This window comes from Paenibacillus sp. FSL L8-0435 (genome assembly GCF_037965655.1).
Taxonomy (GTDB): domain Bacteria; phylum Bacillota; class Bacilli; order Paenibacillales; family Paenibacillaceae; genus Paenibacillus.
Genome location: NZ_CP150185.1, coordinates 4,568,484 through 4,584,484, shown reverse-complemented (window position 1 = coordinate 4,584,484; position 16,001 = coordinate 4,568,484). Strand labels below are relative to the sequence as shown.

The 16,001-nt window shown below is 44.8% G+C and carries 16 protein-coding genes; 12 read left to right on the top strand and 4 right to left on the bottom strand.

Features of this window, described 5'->3' with window-relative positions:
• The first annotated feature begins 13 nt into the window (after positions 1-13).
• The 3 genes from spoIVB to NST33_RS20380 all read left to right on the top strand — a co-directional run bounded on the left by spoIVB (position 14) and on the right by NST33_RS20380 (position 3,725).
• Positions 14-1,342 (top strand): SpoIVB peptidase, encoded by a 1,329-nt coding sequence (spoIVB, locus tag NST33_RS20390; RefSeq protein WP_105599530.1) that lies wholly within the window; start codon positions 14-16, stop codon positions 1,340-1,342.
• A 195-nt stretch (positions 1,343-1,537) separates the two neighbouring features.
• A complete protein-coding gene (gene spo0A / locus NST33_RS20385; RefSeq protein WP_036614349.1) occupies positions 1,538-2,347 on the top strand; it encodes a sporulation transcription factor Spo0A in 810 nt (269 codons plus the stop codon).
• A gap of 421 nt (positions 2,348-2,768) precedes the next feature.
• Complete coding sequence (locus NST33_RS20380) at positions 2,769-3,725, top strand: GGDEF domain-containing protein (RefSeq protein WP_339304853.1); 957 nt, start codon at positions 2,769-2,771, stop codon at positions 3,723-3,725.
• A gap of 185 nt (positions 3,726-3,910) precedes the next feature.
• On the opposite strand, the gene NST33_RS20375 is transcribed toward NST33_RS20380, so the two are convergent.
• Positions 3,911-4,723, bottom strand: coding sequence for a hypothetical protein (locus NST33_RS20375; RefSeq protein ID WP_339304851.1), 813 nt, complete (start codon positions 4,721-4,723; stop codon positions 3,911-3,913).
• Between the two features lie 114 nt (positions 4,724-4,837).
• Here NST33_RS20375 and NST33_RS20370 point away from each other — a divergent pair, with 114 nt between their 5' ends.
• The 5 genes from NST33_RS20370 to NST33_RS20350 all read left to right on the top strand — a co-directional run bounded on the left by NST33_RS20370 (position 4,838) and on the right by NST33_RS20350 (position 10,347).
• Positions 4,838-4,990 carry a hypothetical protein gene (locus NST33_RS20370; protein WP_339304849.1) on the top strand — a complete coding sequence of 51 codons (153 nt, stop codon included), beginning with the start codon at positions 4,838-4,840 and terminating at the stop codon, positions 4,988-4,990.
• A 319-nt stretch (positions 4,991-5,309) separates the two neighbouring features.
• Positions 5,310-7,283 carry an AraC family transcriptional regulator gene (locus tag NST33_RS20365; protein WP_339304848.1) on the top strand — a complete coding sequence of 658 codons (1,974 nt, stop codon included), beginning with the start codon at positions 5,310-5,312 and terminating at the stop codon, positions 7,281-7,283.
• Positions 7,284-7,440: 157 nt separating this feature from the next.
• Positions 7,441-8,478, top strand: coding sequence for an NAD(P)/FAD-dependent oxidoreductase (locus tag NST33_RS20360; protein ID WP_017687612.1), 1,038 nt, complete (start codon positions 7,441-7,443; stop codon positions 8,476-8,478).
• Between the two features lie 207 nt (positions 8,479-8,685).
• Entirely contained in the window at positions 8,686-9,336 is a 651-nt protein-coding gene (locus NST33_RS20355; protein WP_339304846.1) for a hypothetical protein, read from the top strand.
• Between the two features lie 534 nt (positions 9,337-9,870).
• Positions 9,871-10,347: a hypothetical protein gene (locus tag NST33_RS20350; RefSeq protein WP_017687614.1), complete on the top strand. Its 477-nt coding sequence runs from the start codon at positions 9,871-9,873 to the stop codon at positions 10,345-10,347.
• A gap of 117 nt (positions 10,348-10,464) precedes the next feature.
• Here NST33_RS20350 and NST33_RS20345 read toward each other — a convergent pair whose 3' ends face one another.
• Positions 10,465-11,064 (bottom strand): thymidine kinase, encoded by a 600-nt coding sequence (locus tag NST33_RS20345; RefSeq protein ID WP_062835251.1) that lies wholly within the window; start codon positions 11,062-11,064, stop codon positions 10,465-10,467.
• A 176-nt stretch (positions 11,065-11,240) separates the two neighbouring features.
• On the opposite strand from NST33_RS20345, the gene NST33_RS20340 reads away from it, so the two are divergent.
• Positions 11,241-11,453, top strand: coding sequence for a hypothetical protein (locus NST33_RS20340; protein WP_339304844.1), 213 nt, complete (start codon positions 11,241-11,243; stop codon positions 11,451-11,453).
• A gap of 8 nt (positions 11,454-11,461) precedes the next feature.
• Here NST33_RS20340 and NST33_RS20335 read toward each other — a convergent pair whose 3' ends face one another.
• Together NST33_RS20335 and NST33_RS20330 are read right to left on the bottom strand one after the other, a co-directional pair.
• Positions 11,462-11,809, bottom strand: coding sequence for a potassium channel family protein (locus NST33_RS20335; RefSeq protein ID WP_036607883.1), 348 nt, complete (start codon positions 11,807-11,809; stop codon positions 11,462-11,464).
• A gap of 63 nt (positions 11,810-11,872) precedes the next feature.
• Complete coding sequence (locus NST33_RS20330; RefSeq protein ID WP_036607881.1) at positions 11,873-12,184, bottom strand: DUF2627 domain-containing protein; 312 nt, start codon at positions 12,182-12,184, stop codon at positions 11,873-11,875.
• A gap of 230 nt (positions 12,185-12,414) precedes the next feature.
• Here NST33_RS20330 and lpdA point away from each other — a divergent pair, with 230 nt between their 5' ends.
• The 3 genes from lpdA (at position 12,415) to NST33_RS20315 (ending at position 15,996) form a co-directional block, all read left to right on the top strand.
• Positions 12,415-13,839, top strand: a complete 1,425-nt coding sequence (lpdA, locus tag NST33_RS20325) for a dihydrolipoyl dehydrogenase (protein WP_339304842.1) — start codon at positions 12,415-12,417, stop codon at positions 13,837-13,839.
• A 139-nt stretch (positions 13,840-13,978) separates the two neighbouring features.
• Positions 13,979-15,007 (top strand): thiamine pyrophosphate-dependent dehydrogenase E1 component subunit alpha, encoded by a 1,029-nt coding sequence (locus NST33_RS20320; RefSeq protein WP_221822101.1) that lies wholly within the window; start codon positions 13,979-13,981, stop codon positions 15,005-15,007.
• 2 nt (positions 15,008-15,009) lie between these two features.
• Complete coding sequence (locus NST33_RS20315) at positions 15,010-15,996, top strand: alpha-ketoacid dehydrogenase subunit beta (protein ID WP_017687621.1); 987 nt, start codon at positions 15,010-15,012, stop codon at positions 15,994-15,996.
• Positions 15,997-16,001 lie beyond the last annotated feature (5 nt).

Genomic DNA, 16,001 nt, shown 5'->3' with positions numbered 1-16,001 from the left:
AGTGTGACAGCCATTGAATTCCCCCCTCAGGAAGAAATTGCTAGGTCTTTTATTTGCCTTCTTTCTTTGTGTGATTAGCCAGGCCATTCAGCCTGTGCAAAGTTATGCTTCACTGCCGGATGAATTGCAGGTGTTTGCTGGCAGGCAAGCGGATGTCCGGCTCGCTGTACCTGCTGTTTCAAGCGCCGTTGTAGATCGTCCTGATATCGTTGGTTTGGATGATCAGGCAGCGATGCATGTTACCAGGCAACAACCTTTGCATCTTCACCCTCAACAGACGGGACATGCCAAATTAACGTTGAAGTTGTGGGGTAAAATTCCGGTCAAAACAGTTCATGTGAATGTCATACCGGATTTGCGTGTTGTACCCGGTGGTCAAACGATTGGCGTTAAAGTTAAATCGGCAGGCATTCTGGTGGTAGGTCATCATCTGGTCCATTCTGGGCAGGATGAGCGTGTATCGCCAGGAGAAACGGCTGGCATTAAGCTCGGAGATCTGATTACGCATATGGATGGTAAACGCCTTGATGGCGTGGCAGGTGTCTCTGAAGCCGTTGAACTTGCAGGTAAAAGTAAAAAAGGTATTGATGTTGTGTTAAAACGTGGTAAGGAAACGGTGAAGACACGATTAACTCCGGCGTATGACTCCGAGGATCAAGCGTGGAGGCTTGGATTGTACATTCGTGATTCTGCAGCCGGTGTTGGCACACTTACCTTCTATGCTCCAGATCAGGGCGTATACGGCGCACTGGGCCATGTGATTACAGACATGAACACACAAACATCTATTGTTGTGGGTAGTGGTCAGATTGTTCAGTCCAATGTGACGTCCATTTCTAAAAGTGAGACCGGTGATCCCGGTGAAAAACGTGCTCATTTCCTCAAGGAAAGCAAAATTTTGGGCAATATTGAACGTAATACGGCTTTTGGTATCTTTGGTAAAATGTCCGGAAATCCTGAGCACAGTCTGTATTCGAAAGGCATTCCCGTAGCTTTTTCTCATGAAGTCAAGGAAGGACCGGCCGAAATACTTACCGTGGTTGACGGTCAACAAGTTGAACGCTTCTCCATTGACATTGTTCATGTGGCAGATCAAACCGAACCAGCAACAAAAGGTCTGGTGCTTCGAATCACGGACCCGAAACTGCTGGATAAGACCGGAGGTATCGTTCAAGGGATGAGTGGCAGCCCCATTGTACAAAATGGTAAGTTGATTGGTGCAGTTACTCATGTATTCGTGAATGATCCCAAATCGGGTTACGGTTGCTTCATTGAATGGATGTTACAAGATGCTGGCGTTATGATGAAGAAGGAAAACGATAAGAACCTCAAGGCTGGCTAAACAGCCCTGAGGTTCTTTTTTGTCGAAAGCAAACATAATATATCGGATAATGAAATAAATTATTTATTATATAGGATCAAGAAAAAAAAATAAAGAAAAATAATTTTCGACAGGAGGAATTTAACTGGCTGTGTCGAAAATTAAACGTGTAAGGAAATGTACGAAACGATGTTTAATTTAAAGGAGGATACCGTTTTGCAAAAAATTGAGGTATTGCTGGCCGATGATAATCGTGAATTTACGAATTTGCTTGCCGAATATATATCTGAGCAGGAAGATATGGAAGTAACCGGTATTGCATACAATGGAGAAGAAGTACTGCAATTGCTGGAGCAAACTCGGGATGTGCCGGATGTATTGATTCTGGATATTATCATGCCTCACCTGGACGGACTGGGTGTGCTTGAGCGCTTGCGCGACCTGAACCTGTCTCCACAGCCTAAAGTCATTATGCTTACGGCATTCGGACAAGAGAATATCACACAGCGTGCCGTGCAACTCGGAGCTTCTTATTATATTCTTAAGCCGTTTGACATGGAAGTGCTTGCGAATCGTGTGCGTCAACTGGTGGGAACACAGACGGCGATGTCCACAAGCAGCGGATCATCCATGTTCATGAAATCATCCAATGTTGTGCCAATGGGCAAACACAAAAATCTGGATGCAAATATTACGTCCATCATACATGAAATCGGTGTTCCTGCGCATATTAAAGGATATCAGTATTTGCGCGAAGCCATTACGATGGTGTATAACAATATCGAAATTTTGGGAGCCATCACCAAAACACTGTATCCGGCGATTGCCGAAAAATTCAAAACCACCCCGTCCCGCGTCGAACGTGCCATCCGTCATGCCATTGAAGTGGCATGGACTCGCGGTAACATCGACAGCATCAGCCACTTGTTTGGTTACACGATCAATATCAGCAAGTCGAAACCAACAAATAGCGAGTTCATCGCGATGGTTGCTGACAAGCTGAGAATTGAGCATAAGGTAAGCTGAAAGGGTCAGGAGTAGTGAGCTGGCAAGTATAGTTTGGATTCAAATTTGATTCTAGCATGGATTTTTGGCGGCCTATATCTGAATTCGTTCATTTCATGCCGCTAAACTTCTGTAATATATGCCAACGAATACCGTCATTTATTGGATTAAAGATATCCAGTAAATGACGGTATTTTTGCATAACGAAATAACACAGAACATGATGATGAAAATTAGTTTTGCATGATTGTGTCTGAATTGAGAGTTTCTGCATTAAAGAAAGCTCCCTATAGCAAAATTCAGAAAAGGAAATATTTCATAAACTTTTACCCTCAGTTAACGCTTTTTAAAGTAAAAAGTGGTACGATGTGACCATTGACAAAGACCTACATATATATTTAAAAAGTTGGATTAGATGCTACGAACAGAGGAGTAGAATAGTATGTTTACGCAAATAGGCCAGATTGCTGAACCAATTCCTGTAGTACAATCTGATACAAAATGTGATATCGTCTATCATCTTTTCAAGTCCAATCCTAGTCTGGAAGGTATAGCTGTTATGGGAGAGAAGGGTGTGTCATTAATGATGCGGCCCCAATTCTTTCAGCAGATAGGCACCCAGTACGGCTATAATCTGTATATGGGACGTCCTGTAGAACTGGTGATGAACACGCAAGCACTGGTCGTGGATTATTCGGAACAGATTACAGATGTCAGTGTTCTAGCCATGGACCGAGATGAAGGGGAGATATATGATCTTGTTTTAGTCACGTCAGGGGAAAGTTTCTTTGGAGCTGTGAGTATTCGACGTTTGCTACTCGCTGTTGCTGATGTACGGGCTGAAATGGCGATTTTTATGAATCCGCTGACTGGTCTTCCAGGTAATCATATCATAGATGAAAGGCTGTCTCAGGCTCTTCAGATGGACCATTTTAGCGTATTGTACGTTGATCTCGATCAATTCAAATCCTACAATGATAGCTACGGCTTCAAAATGGGGGATCAGCTTATTCAGGCGACAGCTAACTTGCTTCGCAAGTTATTTGTTCCCCCTGAAGCTTTTCTTGGACATATTGGTGGGGATGATTTTATTACAATCCTGAATCACCATGATTACAAACATATTAGTGAGGAAGTCATCTCAGGTTTTGAGGAAATGAAAAAGACATTCTACAACGAACATGATTGGCATAATCAATATGTTCTGGGGGAAGGACGTTCCGGGCTAAATCGGCCCATTCCTCTCGTGTCGGTATCCATCGCCGTTGTAACCAATAACAAGCGAAAATATAAAAACATAGATCAGATTATTGATGAAGCCACACGCATCAAAAAAGGTTGTAAAGCGATTGCAGGCAGTATCATCTGTGCAAATGATACCGCTGGTACTCCGTGTTAAAGATAAGAAATACTCATAGTAGCTACAGCTACAAACGTTAAAGATACAAGAAAAACCGCTATTTACCAGGAGTTAGTCACCTGTAATAGCGGTTTATCTATTATGTGATGCGAGTCGATTGTTTTGTTGTTAAAACACTTCAACCTCATTATGTATACATATAAGTATGTTTGAACAAAGGGTACTCAGATTCGAATATCGACGGATGGATATGAAGCAGCAGGAGATGCAGAAGCCGTAGTTTGTGGACCATTTCCTGATTCCTGATCTGTGGTTCCGCCATCTGATGGGTGCTCCTTACTTCCCGTTTTCTTTCCTTCATTTACTTCCTGATCTTCTTCTCCAGATGTTGCAGAGATAGGTGGTTGTACTCCCTTTTTAGGTGCGGGCTGATGGATCTCTTCCACCAGTTCCCCAATCTTCTGATTGACCTTATTTAACTGGGAGTTGATGTCCTGAACAACCTCTCGCTTTGCCTGAAAGACGGTGCGTTCTGAATTTTCCAGCATCATTGATTTGCCAAGATCGAGATCATTTGCGGGAGGATTGATCTCCAGAACAAGTCGGTCGAAGCGGGTTTCTCCTTCGGTGGTCTGAATCGAGCCCTGCATGCGATCCCGCAAACCGACCAACTTACCCAATTGATCATAAGTCTGACTATGCTTGATCAGGTGATCGAGTGAAGGGGCTTGTGCCTCATCGGTTGGTTTGGGTTGTTGCTGTTGAGTCTTTTCGGGCTGTCTTAATTTGTTCTTTTCTTGCAATTCTTCAGCTTTAATTTGGGCAATCTGGCTGTCGATCTGGGAAATGGAGCTTGTTAAGGATTTAATTCGCTGAGCTTTGGTTTTGGTATCCAACTCGTCATTGGTTTTTACACCTTGCATTTCTTCATTGAGCCGGATCTTCTGCTGCATAAGTCCCTGAATTTCTTTATCCCGATTGGAGACTTGATTCCCGGGAGTGAAACTGCTTTTGGTTGCAGATGAGATTGAATTCATATCCTCTGTTCTCCTTCTACTCTTTATCATGGTTCTATTTACATATATCGGATGTTAAGAGAAGTAATTGAAGATCAATTGCTTCGTTAGAATGGATTCATTTATGTAGGCCTATTGCGTACTATCATTACCGAAGAGACCGCCTATTTCGGTGAAGCGTTGAATAAAGAAAAAGAATCTGAGACATGGTTAGCAGATTATGACGCCAGAATTGCAGATGCCAAGAAACGGGTCAGTATGGTTATCGATCCAGAAGCAGAAGAGTAGGTCATGCAGTTCTATGATAATTTGACGCTGAAAGATTTTGAACTCCAAACTGGTCTGGAGTTCACTGGATGCCGTTAAGATCAGACGTAGGAATTGGCCGCGTGGTTTACGAAGATCTCTGAACCAAATTAAGTCTAACAAGTGATTGATGAGATGAAATACAATTCCACTCTAAATTTCAGTTGATAATGAAAATTATTATCATTTATAATAAAGGTATATTAGGAACCTCTGCTACGCATATGTTATCGGATGTGTGGCGGAATGATGACCTTGTAAGGCCTTTGTTCCGGGTGAGGCTGGGATTGGAGAGTATTCAATGCAATTAGATGAACAGATGAAATGCTGGAATCATGCCGCTATTAAGGTTCTGGATATACGCCGAATCGTTATGGAGGCAGGGGCACAACTGAGTTCCTACACACTTCCGGCCAATGGTTTTATATATACAATACGAGGATCGGCTGTGCTTAAGTTGAATGGACAAACATACAAGGCAGAGCGGTTCTACATGCTTCATGGGGCCAAAGGATCTTCACTGGATATCCAAACCAACGAAGATTTCGAATATATCCTACTCTATTACAGAGCATTCCTTGCCTTCCCCAGTTATCGTAAAAAGTGGTTATTGGCAAAGCCGGAAGTTGCACCGTTCTCTTTGCAATATGGATTTACGCCAAGTAGTCCGCTGGGGTTGTTACGTTACCTTGATGAGCTTGAGGGTGCATGGATTCACTCTGGCAGTCTGGATCTGCTTCATACAAAAAGTTTATTTTACCAATTCATTCATGAAATGATGGTTCAGTTGGCAGATCAGGAGATCAAAACAGAGTTTGCTGACCCGGTGAAACAAACACTTCGTTATATACAGAAGCACTTTAGAGAACAGGTCACGCTTGATTTCCTTGCTGAACAATTCAACTACAGCTCCCGACATTTATCTATGCAATTCAAACGACAGACGGGTTACAGTCCCATTGATTATTTAATTCAGACTCGAATCGCCAAGGCTCGGAATTTGCTTGTACGATCTGATGCAACGCTGAGTGAAATTGCAGCAGAAGTGGGTTATTCGGATGTGTACTATTTTAGTCGTATCTTCAAAAAACATGTGGGGATCTCTCCGATTCAGTATCAACGAAAGATAAGAGAAGAAGCGAGAGCAGAGGATTGTCCATTGGTAATCTCTGAATCGTCCATTGGCCGAAGATGGAAGTCGGGATATATTGATTATGAGAATCATTATCAATATATAGACGGAGGGTCTACACCAATGAAAAGAAGAAAAACAAGTTCCAGTATGATTATGGTTGCATTATTGAGCATAACGATGCTCCTCGCAGCCTGCTCTTCAGGTACAGCGACAACACCAGCAGCTGGCGAAGGAACGGGTGCCAGTTCCAATAACAGCAGCACGGCAGTATCATCAGACACAGGAAGCCAGACGAACAAAGACAATGAAACACGCACGGTCTCGACGGTTAAGGGTGACGTAGTTGTTCCAGCGAATCCAAAACGGGTTGTTGTATTGTATCTCCAGGGGGATGTCGTCGCACTTGGAGTTAAGCCAATCGCTACCTCAGATGTATATGACGGGGCTGCATACAAGAGTGAGCTAGAGGGTGTAAATGCACTGGGTACCTGGTTCGAACCGAATCCTGAAGCTGTCATTGATCTGGATCCGGATCTGATCATTGTTCCTTCAGAAGAGACGTATACGTTATTAAAAGATATTGCACCTACGGTATATATTCCGTATGAGAAATTGACTACAGAAGAGAGACTTCATAATATAGCAAGTATCTTTGGCAAAGAGCAGGAAGCCGAGACGTTAATCACCAATCTCAATAACAAAGTTGAAGAGAGTAAGAAAACTCTTGCAGATGCAGGCATACTGGACAAAACAATCTCCATTGTGGAGGGTGGTTTGAAAGGTATGGTTATTGTAGAGAGCAAACAATTTGGCCGTGGATCTCAGGCGGTATATGAGTACTTGGGAATGAAAGCACCTGAAGTCGTACAGAAAAAAATCGACGTGGTTTCGGACGCGGCAGGCTCCACGATCTCCATGGAAGTCCTTCCTGAATATATCGGAGACTATGTGTTTCGCTCGGTATATGAAGGGGCAGATAATTTGACGGATAATCCAATATGGAGCAGTATCCCTGCCATCAAGGAAGGTCGTCTGATTGAGATTGATTTCGATTTCTTCTATTATTCGGATATCTATTCAATTAATAAACAACTTGATTTTGTCGTTGAAAAGCTGTTGGCGGCTCCAAGAGCGCAATAGTAAAGAGAATGTGTTCATAGAATTTTTGTACAAGAAATGTTTGTTTTTTAGCCATTGTATTTTGATAAGATTACCATTACACTAGGATTTAAGTGATAATGAGAATCGATATCAAATACTCGATGTTCTGGATCGAATTAACGGAGGTATTTTTAATATGAATCAGCAGTTGGAACTTTATGATGTAACCATTATCGGCGGTGGCCCTGCGGGCATGTACTCTGCCTTTTATAGCGGCATGCGGGATATGAAGACCAAGTTGATTGAGGCACGTGACAGATTGGGCGGTCGCATGCTCTTTTATCCGGAGAAAATGATCTGGGATGTCGGGGGTGTGACGCCAATTCTGTGTGAAGATCTGATCAAACAATTGGAAGAACAGGCAAGAACTTTTGAGCCAACCCTCGTATTTGAACAACAGATCGAAGGATTCGAGCGTCAACCTGATGGCACAATTCTGTTAACTTCTGCAACAGGTGAGCAACACTGGACACGGACCGTCATTATGGCAATCGGATATGGCATATATAAAATGGCCAAGTTGGAGCTTGAAGGTGCAGACCGTTACGAAGTTAGCAATCTGCACTATACCGTGCAGGAACTGGAGCCATTCCGTGGTAAACGTGTGCTGATTTCAGGTGGAGGCGACTCTGCTGTGGACTGGGCGAATGAACTGGAAGCCCTGGCAGAGCAAGTTACGGTTGTGCATCGTCGTGACCGTTTTGGCGGGTTGGAGCGTAATGTACTGCGTATGAGAGAATCCTCTGTAGATGTCCGTACACCTTACGCGGTAGAGACACTACATAGTATGAGTGGTGATGTGATTGAACAGGTGACCATCTCACACGTGGACACAGGTGAAACTGAACTGCTTGAAGTCGATGCTGTCATTGTAAACCACGGCATGAAGAGTGACTTTGGTCCAATCCGGGATTGGGGACTTGATCTTGGCGAATGGCATGTCACTACAACGGAGAGATTGCAAACCAATATTCCTGGTGTTTTTGCCGCAGGTGATTTTGTAGATTATGGTAGCAAACTGTACCTGATTGCGGGTACTTTCACTGATGCAGCCCTAGCGGTAAACAGTGCGAAGCTTTACATGGACCCTGAAGCAGAAAAAGTGGCTTATGTTTCTTCCCATAACAGCCGCTTTAAGGAGAAAAATAAAGCTCTTGGTGTTGTAGAAGAATAAATGTATACATTTGGATACGAGTAAGATGACTTCGGGTTAATCCCGAAGTCATCTTTTTTTGCATAAAATGGGTAATAAGAAGGCATAATTTCAACAGATACAATGGTTGCCGAATTGAATATACACTACCAAATGTCTATAATAAGCCTGAGAAACTGTAGAATAACAACAAGTTATTGATAACTAGTACAGAGTGGAGTGCAGCGTATGAAAAAGGGATCACAGCCACAACGAGGTTTCGCCTTCATCCAGCGGTGGTTCAAACGATCTGATAAAAAAAAGATCAAATGGTCTGAAATATATCTCGCACTTGCTGGTACGCTTCATCGCTTGTTAGTTGAAGGGCGGCGTGAACGTTCAGCAGCCAAACGGCTTCATCAGGACTTGCCAATTAACGTGTTGGGCGAAATGAAGCTAGAGCCAGGGGATATTGTGTACACGCCAAGCTCGGAATCGACATATTATGCCGGGCATATGGGCATTATCGGTCTCGACGGCAAGGTGTATCATGTGCACCCTTATGGGCCTGTTTTTGCTGATTCATTAGAGTGGTATCTCACGCGGTTTTATGAAGGAGATCGTTTCATTGTATTCCGCTCCAGATTGAATGAGGCAGGAATGAAAGCAGCCGGGTGGGTACATGACCATTACAAGCAGGTAAAATTCTACCGTTTGCAGACCAATCTGCGCAGTATTGAGCGTAATTACTGCTCCAAGTTTATATATCAGGCCTATCAGTTCACATCGGGACTGGATCTGTGGAGTCGCAAATTTACCCGAATGAATCAGGGTTATATCTATCCATTTCGAATAGAGCGCTCATCAGAGCTGGACGTTCTGGGAACTTTTTATAAATAAGGCTGGAACCGACTAAAATACTGTTCTTCCGAAAATAAGGAGAGCAGGTTCTGTCGGTTTTTTTTATACGTGTAGAGATTAAAAACAGGAAAAACGCTCAAAACGTCGAATAGATTATGAGATAGGCACGCACAACTTGGAATCGTATACATAAAAAAAGGCGAGATAATTTTTAGCCCACAGCAAAAAAATGACTACGAAGTAGACGAACAAGAAAGAGTGAAGCGAGATGAAATGGCCGGGCTTCTTACAACGATTCCGACCGAACAAAAACGTGGTTAAGCTATCGGACTATATCCCAAAAAAGGAAAGGAGGCACTACTGTTCCATATGCAAGAAAAACGTTAAATCGGTCGTGCATTATGCGGCACCACAGGGAAATGTTTCAGGTGTATGCAGTTCTTGTAAGTCTTTGGCGGATGAACGTGGAATGTTTCCCATTTAATAAGAAGAGATGCGCTCAGGAAATAAGAATTTTTTGATTTATGCGCGTTTTTGTAGTACATTAGCAAATGTATTCGAAGGAGGATTCTAATGTACTCAGGTAGACAAGACGATACTTTATACATCATGACCTACACCTTAAACAGCGGTATCAAGGGTACGGTTCCACTGTCTAATAAGCAGATTATTGAGTGGCTGGATTGCTACAGAAATGAGAAGCGCTTCGTGACCGAAATCGGCAAGGAGTTTTTTGGATTGAATGCAGGATTGGTAGCAGACTTCAAGGTTCAAAATCATTTATCGGATTATCAGCAGACCATTATGCCTACACAGCAGCAGGATAACCTGGAACGCTTGTCCAGTGCTTATAAATCAACCGAGTTATTAATGAAGATTGATTGTAAATGTGGCACGGCTTATGTGACGGAATCCCCATACAAGCGCACAAAATGGTACTGTACAAAGTGTAAAGAGATTGTATTTTTGGATGCCAAAAAAGGAATGGTGGAAACGTCGCGTGGTGACGCTTACTACATGACCAACAAATATTTTGTTTCCCGGGACTAGCGGGAAGTGACTCTGGAAGCATCGCTGCGAAGCGGTGCTTTTTTGTGCTAGTGTTTCTTCTATAACAAAAAAAGCCCCAAGGGGCCTTTTTGGAAGATATCTAAGATCTTTTAGGAATTACGATGAGCATTCAACTTTGTGAGGAGGAATGAAGCAGCAACGACAGCGTGGCTCGTAAGCTTCTGAATCGCCAATCATGACAACCGGACCCAAGGTAACGGGCTCCCCATTGACGATACGTTGCGTAAAGGCTGCATCCGGGCTGCCACATACCGCACAGAAAGCCGAGAGTTTCTCAATGTCATCTGCCATGGCAAGCAAACCGCCGACATATCCAAATTCCTTACCACGGTAATCCATATTAAGTCCGTCCACAATGACATGTTTGCCACAATACGCTAACTCCGAGACAAGTTCCATAATGGCACTGCTGAAAAATTGTACTTCATCAAATGCAACAACATCAGCATCTATGGTTTGGTTCAAGATCATTTCTACGGATTCCGGGGTTAATTGCCGGGGAATGGAATGGGCAGGGAGTCGATAACCAATTCGGCTTACGATCTCGTCCTGGGCAAACCGATCATCCTCGGCTGGTTTGTAGGCCACAACCTTTTTACGGCCAAATTGTATTAATTTCTGACAACGGCGAATGAGTTCACCGGATTTTTCACTGAACATGGGTCCAGTAATTACGGTAATACGTCCTGTTTGCACGGTGCTGCTACTCCTCTCACATACGGGATTCAACAAAAAAAGCGACCTTTACAGAGTACCACAAAATCTTTGGAAAGAGCCAGAACTAATCTGCGCAGCTTTGTGTTACTATATGGATTGTTAAGGTATTGGTTACGGCAGCTAATTAACAGGAGTTGTGAAAAGAGGTGTTTAGTATGAGTGAAGCATTAACATCCCTGCAAGCGCAATATGAAAGCCTGAAAGAACAGGGATCTTTGGATGAAGCGGCGCAGGCATTATTTGTAGAACTGTTCGCAGAAGCGGAGAGACTGCAGGCAAGTAACCTTACCTTGCGTAGAACGATCTTGAAGTCTTCTTCCAAAGAATCACGTATGTCTACCAAACTGCGGGATGCATTATACGAATGACCCGGAGATTACTCCGGGTCCTCTTCTGTCTTTAATTTGCGAGGGAATAGAATACCTGCTGTAATTCTGGCAATCATGGCAAAGGTGAGACCAATGCCTGCAAACATGTAGATTACGGTAAAGGCTTTGCTGAATCCGGTGGTTGGCACAAATTCAGGATGGCCCACCGTAGTCAGAGTAACCGCACAGAAGTATAACGCATCGATCCAGTGCAGACCTTCAACACGAGTGTAAAATAAAGTGCCTGACAGCAACGTTGCTGCCGTTAACGCGAACAAAGCCAGAAACTTGGGGTCTTTGAACGCATGGAAAATGCCTTTGAGCAATCGTTGTAACGTGATTAGAAATGATACCATGATGATCCATCCTGTCTATGTAAAGTAGGCGGTGTGTTGTATAAACACACAAAAAGCCCGGACTCATGGAGTCCTTCCGGGCGTCTCTGCTTTTTCGGGTACACTTTTGGACCGGAAACGGGGACCTACATAATTGCGCTTGCGGTCACGGAACAGGATCCAGCCTCCCAGAAAACTCATACCTGCGGCAAAAAGGACAAGTCCACCGCCAAAGGAAAGCCACTGGAACCCTGGTGAAATCAGTTCGTTCCCGTGCTCGGCATAATATAGGAACAGGGCATCTTTCATCATCAGAAAACCCTTCATTGCCATTAAACCGGGGATGACCAGAACAACAATTGCCAAAAATCGCGCAAAGACCAATCTTGTATTCATGAGCATTATACCCTTTCTGCCAAAGTCGACATTAAATAAAGGTTACGCTTACAGATCATACCTGATTCCATCATAGCTTGGAATGCATAGGCTGTCCATGTGTGATTGCTTCAAACTTTGAGTTGACCGCTCAAGGAGAGTACAATGGCATATAGAGGGTATAAGCTAAACCATGATTTAAGCCATCATAAATTATATTGAAATTTGATTCATAGAGGAGAGCATGAGAGATGCCAATTACATGTGATGTTGCAATTCTTGGAGGAGGAACCGGTGGATATGTAGCCGCGATCCGGGCTGCACAGCTGGGAAAACAGGTCGTTATCATTGAGAAGGACAAGCTTGGCGGAACCTGTCTGCATCGTGGCTGTATTCCGAGTAAAGCTTTGCTGAAAAGTGCTGAAGTATACGCCGAGATCCAGGAGAGCGAGACGTATGGTATCGAGACCGCTGGGGCCACACTTGTATTTCCCAAAGTACAGGCGCGCAAGGATGCAATTGTCGAACAGCTCCATCAAGGCGTTCAATATTTGATGAAAAAAAATAAGATCCAGGTTGTACACGCGAAAGGTCGCGTCATCGGACCTTCCATCTTCTCCCCGCAGAGCGGAGCGGTCGCTGTAGAGTTTGAAGATGGAGAGATGGATACGGTAGTTCCAACCAATCTCATCATTGCTACTGGTTCGCGTCCTCGTGTGTTGCCGGGCCTGGAACCGGACGGCAAATTCATAATGAGCAGCGACGAAGCCCTGCGTATGGATGAACTTCCTGCATCACTCATCATTGTCGGTGGGGGTGTGATTGGACTGGAGTGGGCATCCATGCTGAATGACTTTGGCGTAGACATCATAGTAGTAGAAGCAGCTGCTCACGTGTTGCCTGCCGAGGATGAGGATGTTGCCAGAGAAATGCAGCGATTGCTCGGCAAACGAGGTGTTCGTTTCCTGACAGGTGCCACTGTTCTAACGGAAACATATAACACGGATCAAGAGGGCATCCAGATTGATGTGCAGCTTGGTGAAGATAAGCAGGAAACGCTGAGAGCGGAGAAAATGCTCGTGTCGGTTGGACGTCAGGCTAATGTCGAAAATATCGGACTCGAAAATACAGATATCAAACTGGAGCGTGGGTTCATCGCTGTGAACAAACAGTTACAGACCGGTGAAGGACACATCTACGCCATTGGTGACTGCATCGGCGGTTTGCAGCTTGCACATGCCGCAAGTCATGAAGGCATTCTCGCTGTTGATCATCTGGCGGGCGAAACGATACATGCTGTAGAATCCCACCGTATCCCGCGCTGTGTGTACACACGTCCGGAAGCAGCAAGCATCGGATTCACCGAGCGTGAAGCCAAAGAACGTGGCTATGACATTAAAACAGGGAAGTTCCCATTTTCGGCCATTGGCAAATCACTTATTCACGGAAGTCGGGATGGATTCGTGAAGGTGATTGCAGATGCCAAGACGAATGATATATTGGGGGTACATATGATTGGCACCCATGTGACGGAATTAATCGCTGAAGCCTCACTGGCTCAGATGCTTGATGCCACACCTTGGGAAGTCGGACAAACCATCCATCCGCACCCTTCTCTGTCGGAAATCATGGGTGAAGCCATGCTGGCGGTCGATGGAAAGGCCATTGGGATGTAAGCCAAACAAGCTTATGAGAAAGGTCCTTTCCTTTTTTGGGTAAAAGGGATTATAATAAGGTTAAGCCAAGTCTTAGTACCAGGTTATAAGATCGGGTAGTAAGTATGGCACAGGCTCTGATTAAAAGGAGGTACCTCATATGAGTTCACAAGGTACTGCAGACGCGGTCCACCGGCATCAACAGCTGGGACTTAGCGATGGTGAAGTATTAGATATGTACAAATACATGCTGCTCGCGCGCAAGTTTGACGAGCGTTGCTTGCTCTTGCAACGGGCTGGCAAAATTAACTTTCACGTATCCGGTGTAGGTCAGGAAGCTGCGCAAGTAGGCGCTGCATTTGGTCTGGATCGGGATCACGATTATTATTTACCTTATTACCGCGATTACGGCTTTGTACTGGCGGTAGGCATGACTCCGCGTGAGTTGATGTTGTCTGCTTTTGCGAAGGCAGAAGATCCGAATAGTGGCGGTCGGCAAATGCCGGGTCACTTCGGTCACAAAAAGCTGCGGATTGTGACGGGTTCCAGCCCGGTTACAACACAGGTTCCGCACGCTGTTGGATTTGCGCTTGCTGCCAAAATGAAGAAGCAAGAATTTGTTTCTTTTGTTACGTTTGGCGAAGGATCAAGCAATCAGGGTGACTTCCACGAGGGCGCCAACTTTGCAGGTGTGCATAAATTGCCTGTCATTATTATGTGTGAGAACAATCAATATGCAATTTCGGTACCGATTCACAAACAGTTGAGCGGCAAAATATCTGATCGAGCACAAGGATACGGGTTCCCCGGACTGCGTGTAGATGGTAACGATGCATTAGAAGTATATGCTGCAGTGAAGGAAGCGCGTCGCCGTGCCATAGCCGGGGAAGGCCCGACACTGATTGAAGCGATGATGTATCGGTTGTCACCTCATTCCACCTCCGATAATGATCTGGCTTACCGAACCAAAGAGGAAGTTGAGGAGAACTGGAAGAAAGATGGCGTTCCTCGCATGAAGAACTACTTGATCGATTGCGGCATCTGGGACGAAGCCCGGGATGCGGATCTGGCTTCCCAGCTTGCGCTGGAAATGAAAGAAGCAACTGAATATGCTGACAACGCGCCATATCCTAAACCTGAGGACACTCTTACGCACGTTTATGCGGACAGCGAAGAAGGGAGACGGTAAGTATGGCAGTAATGGAATATATTGATGCAATCCGTCTCGCGATGAAAGAAGAGATGGAACGGGATGAGAATGTTTTTATCCTTGGTGAAGACGTAGGTCTCAAAGGTGGTGTGTTTACCACAACTAAAGGGCTGCAAGATCAGTTTGGCGAAATGCGAGTGATGGACACACCATTGTCTGAATCCGCTATTGCAGGGGTTGCCATTGGTGCAGCAATGTATGGCATGAAGCCGATTGCCGAGATGCAATATTCGGACTTCATGCTGCCGGCAACCAACCAGATCATTAGTGAAGCGGCCAAGATCCGCTATCGTTCCAACAATGACTGGAGCTGTCCGATTGTTATACGCGCGCCGATTGGTGGCGGAATCTTCGGTGGGTTGTATCACTCCCAATGTCCGGAGTCGATTTTCTTTGGAACACCTGGTCTGAAAATTATAGCTCCCTACTCGGCATACGATGCTAAGGGACTGCTCAAGGCCGCTATTCGCGACCCGGACCCGGTACTCTTTTTTGAAAATAAAAAATGCTACAAACTTATCAAGGAAGATGTGCCTGAAGATGATTACATCGTTCCGATTGGTAAAGCCAACGTACTTCGTGAGGGTGCGGATATTACGGTGATCGGTTACAGTCAGCCGCTGCATTTTGTCATGCAGGCTGCTGAGGAGCTGGAGCGTGAAGAAGGCATTACCGCACACGTTCTGGATCTTCGCACATTGCAACCGTTGGATCGAGAAGCGATTATTGCTTCTGCTCGTCTGACAGGTAAGGTGCTGATCGTTCACGAAGATAACAAAACCGGTGGTGTAGGTGCCGAAGTTGCCGCGATTATTAGTGAGGAATGTCTATTTGAACTGGATGCACCGATTCAGCGTCTTTGCGGACCTGACGTTCCGGCCATGCCAATTAGCCCAACATTGGAGAAATTCTACATGCTGAGCAAGGACAAAGCCAAAGCAGCAATGCGTACACTTGCCGAGTTTTAATTTCG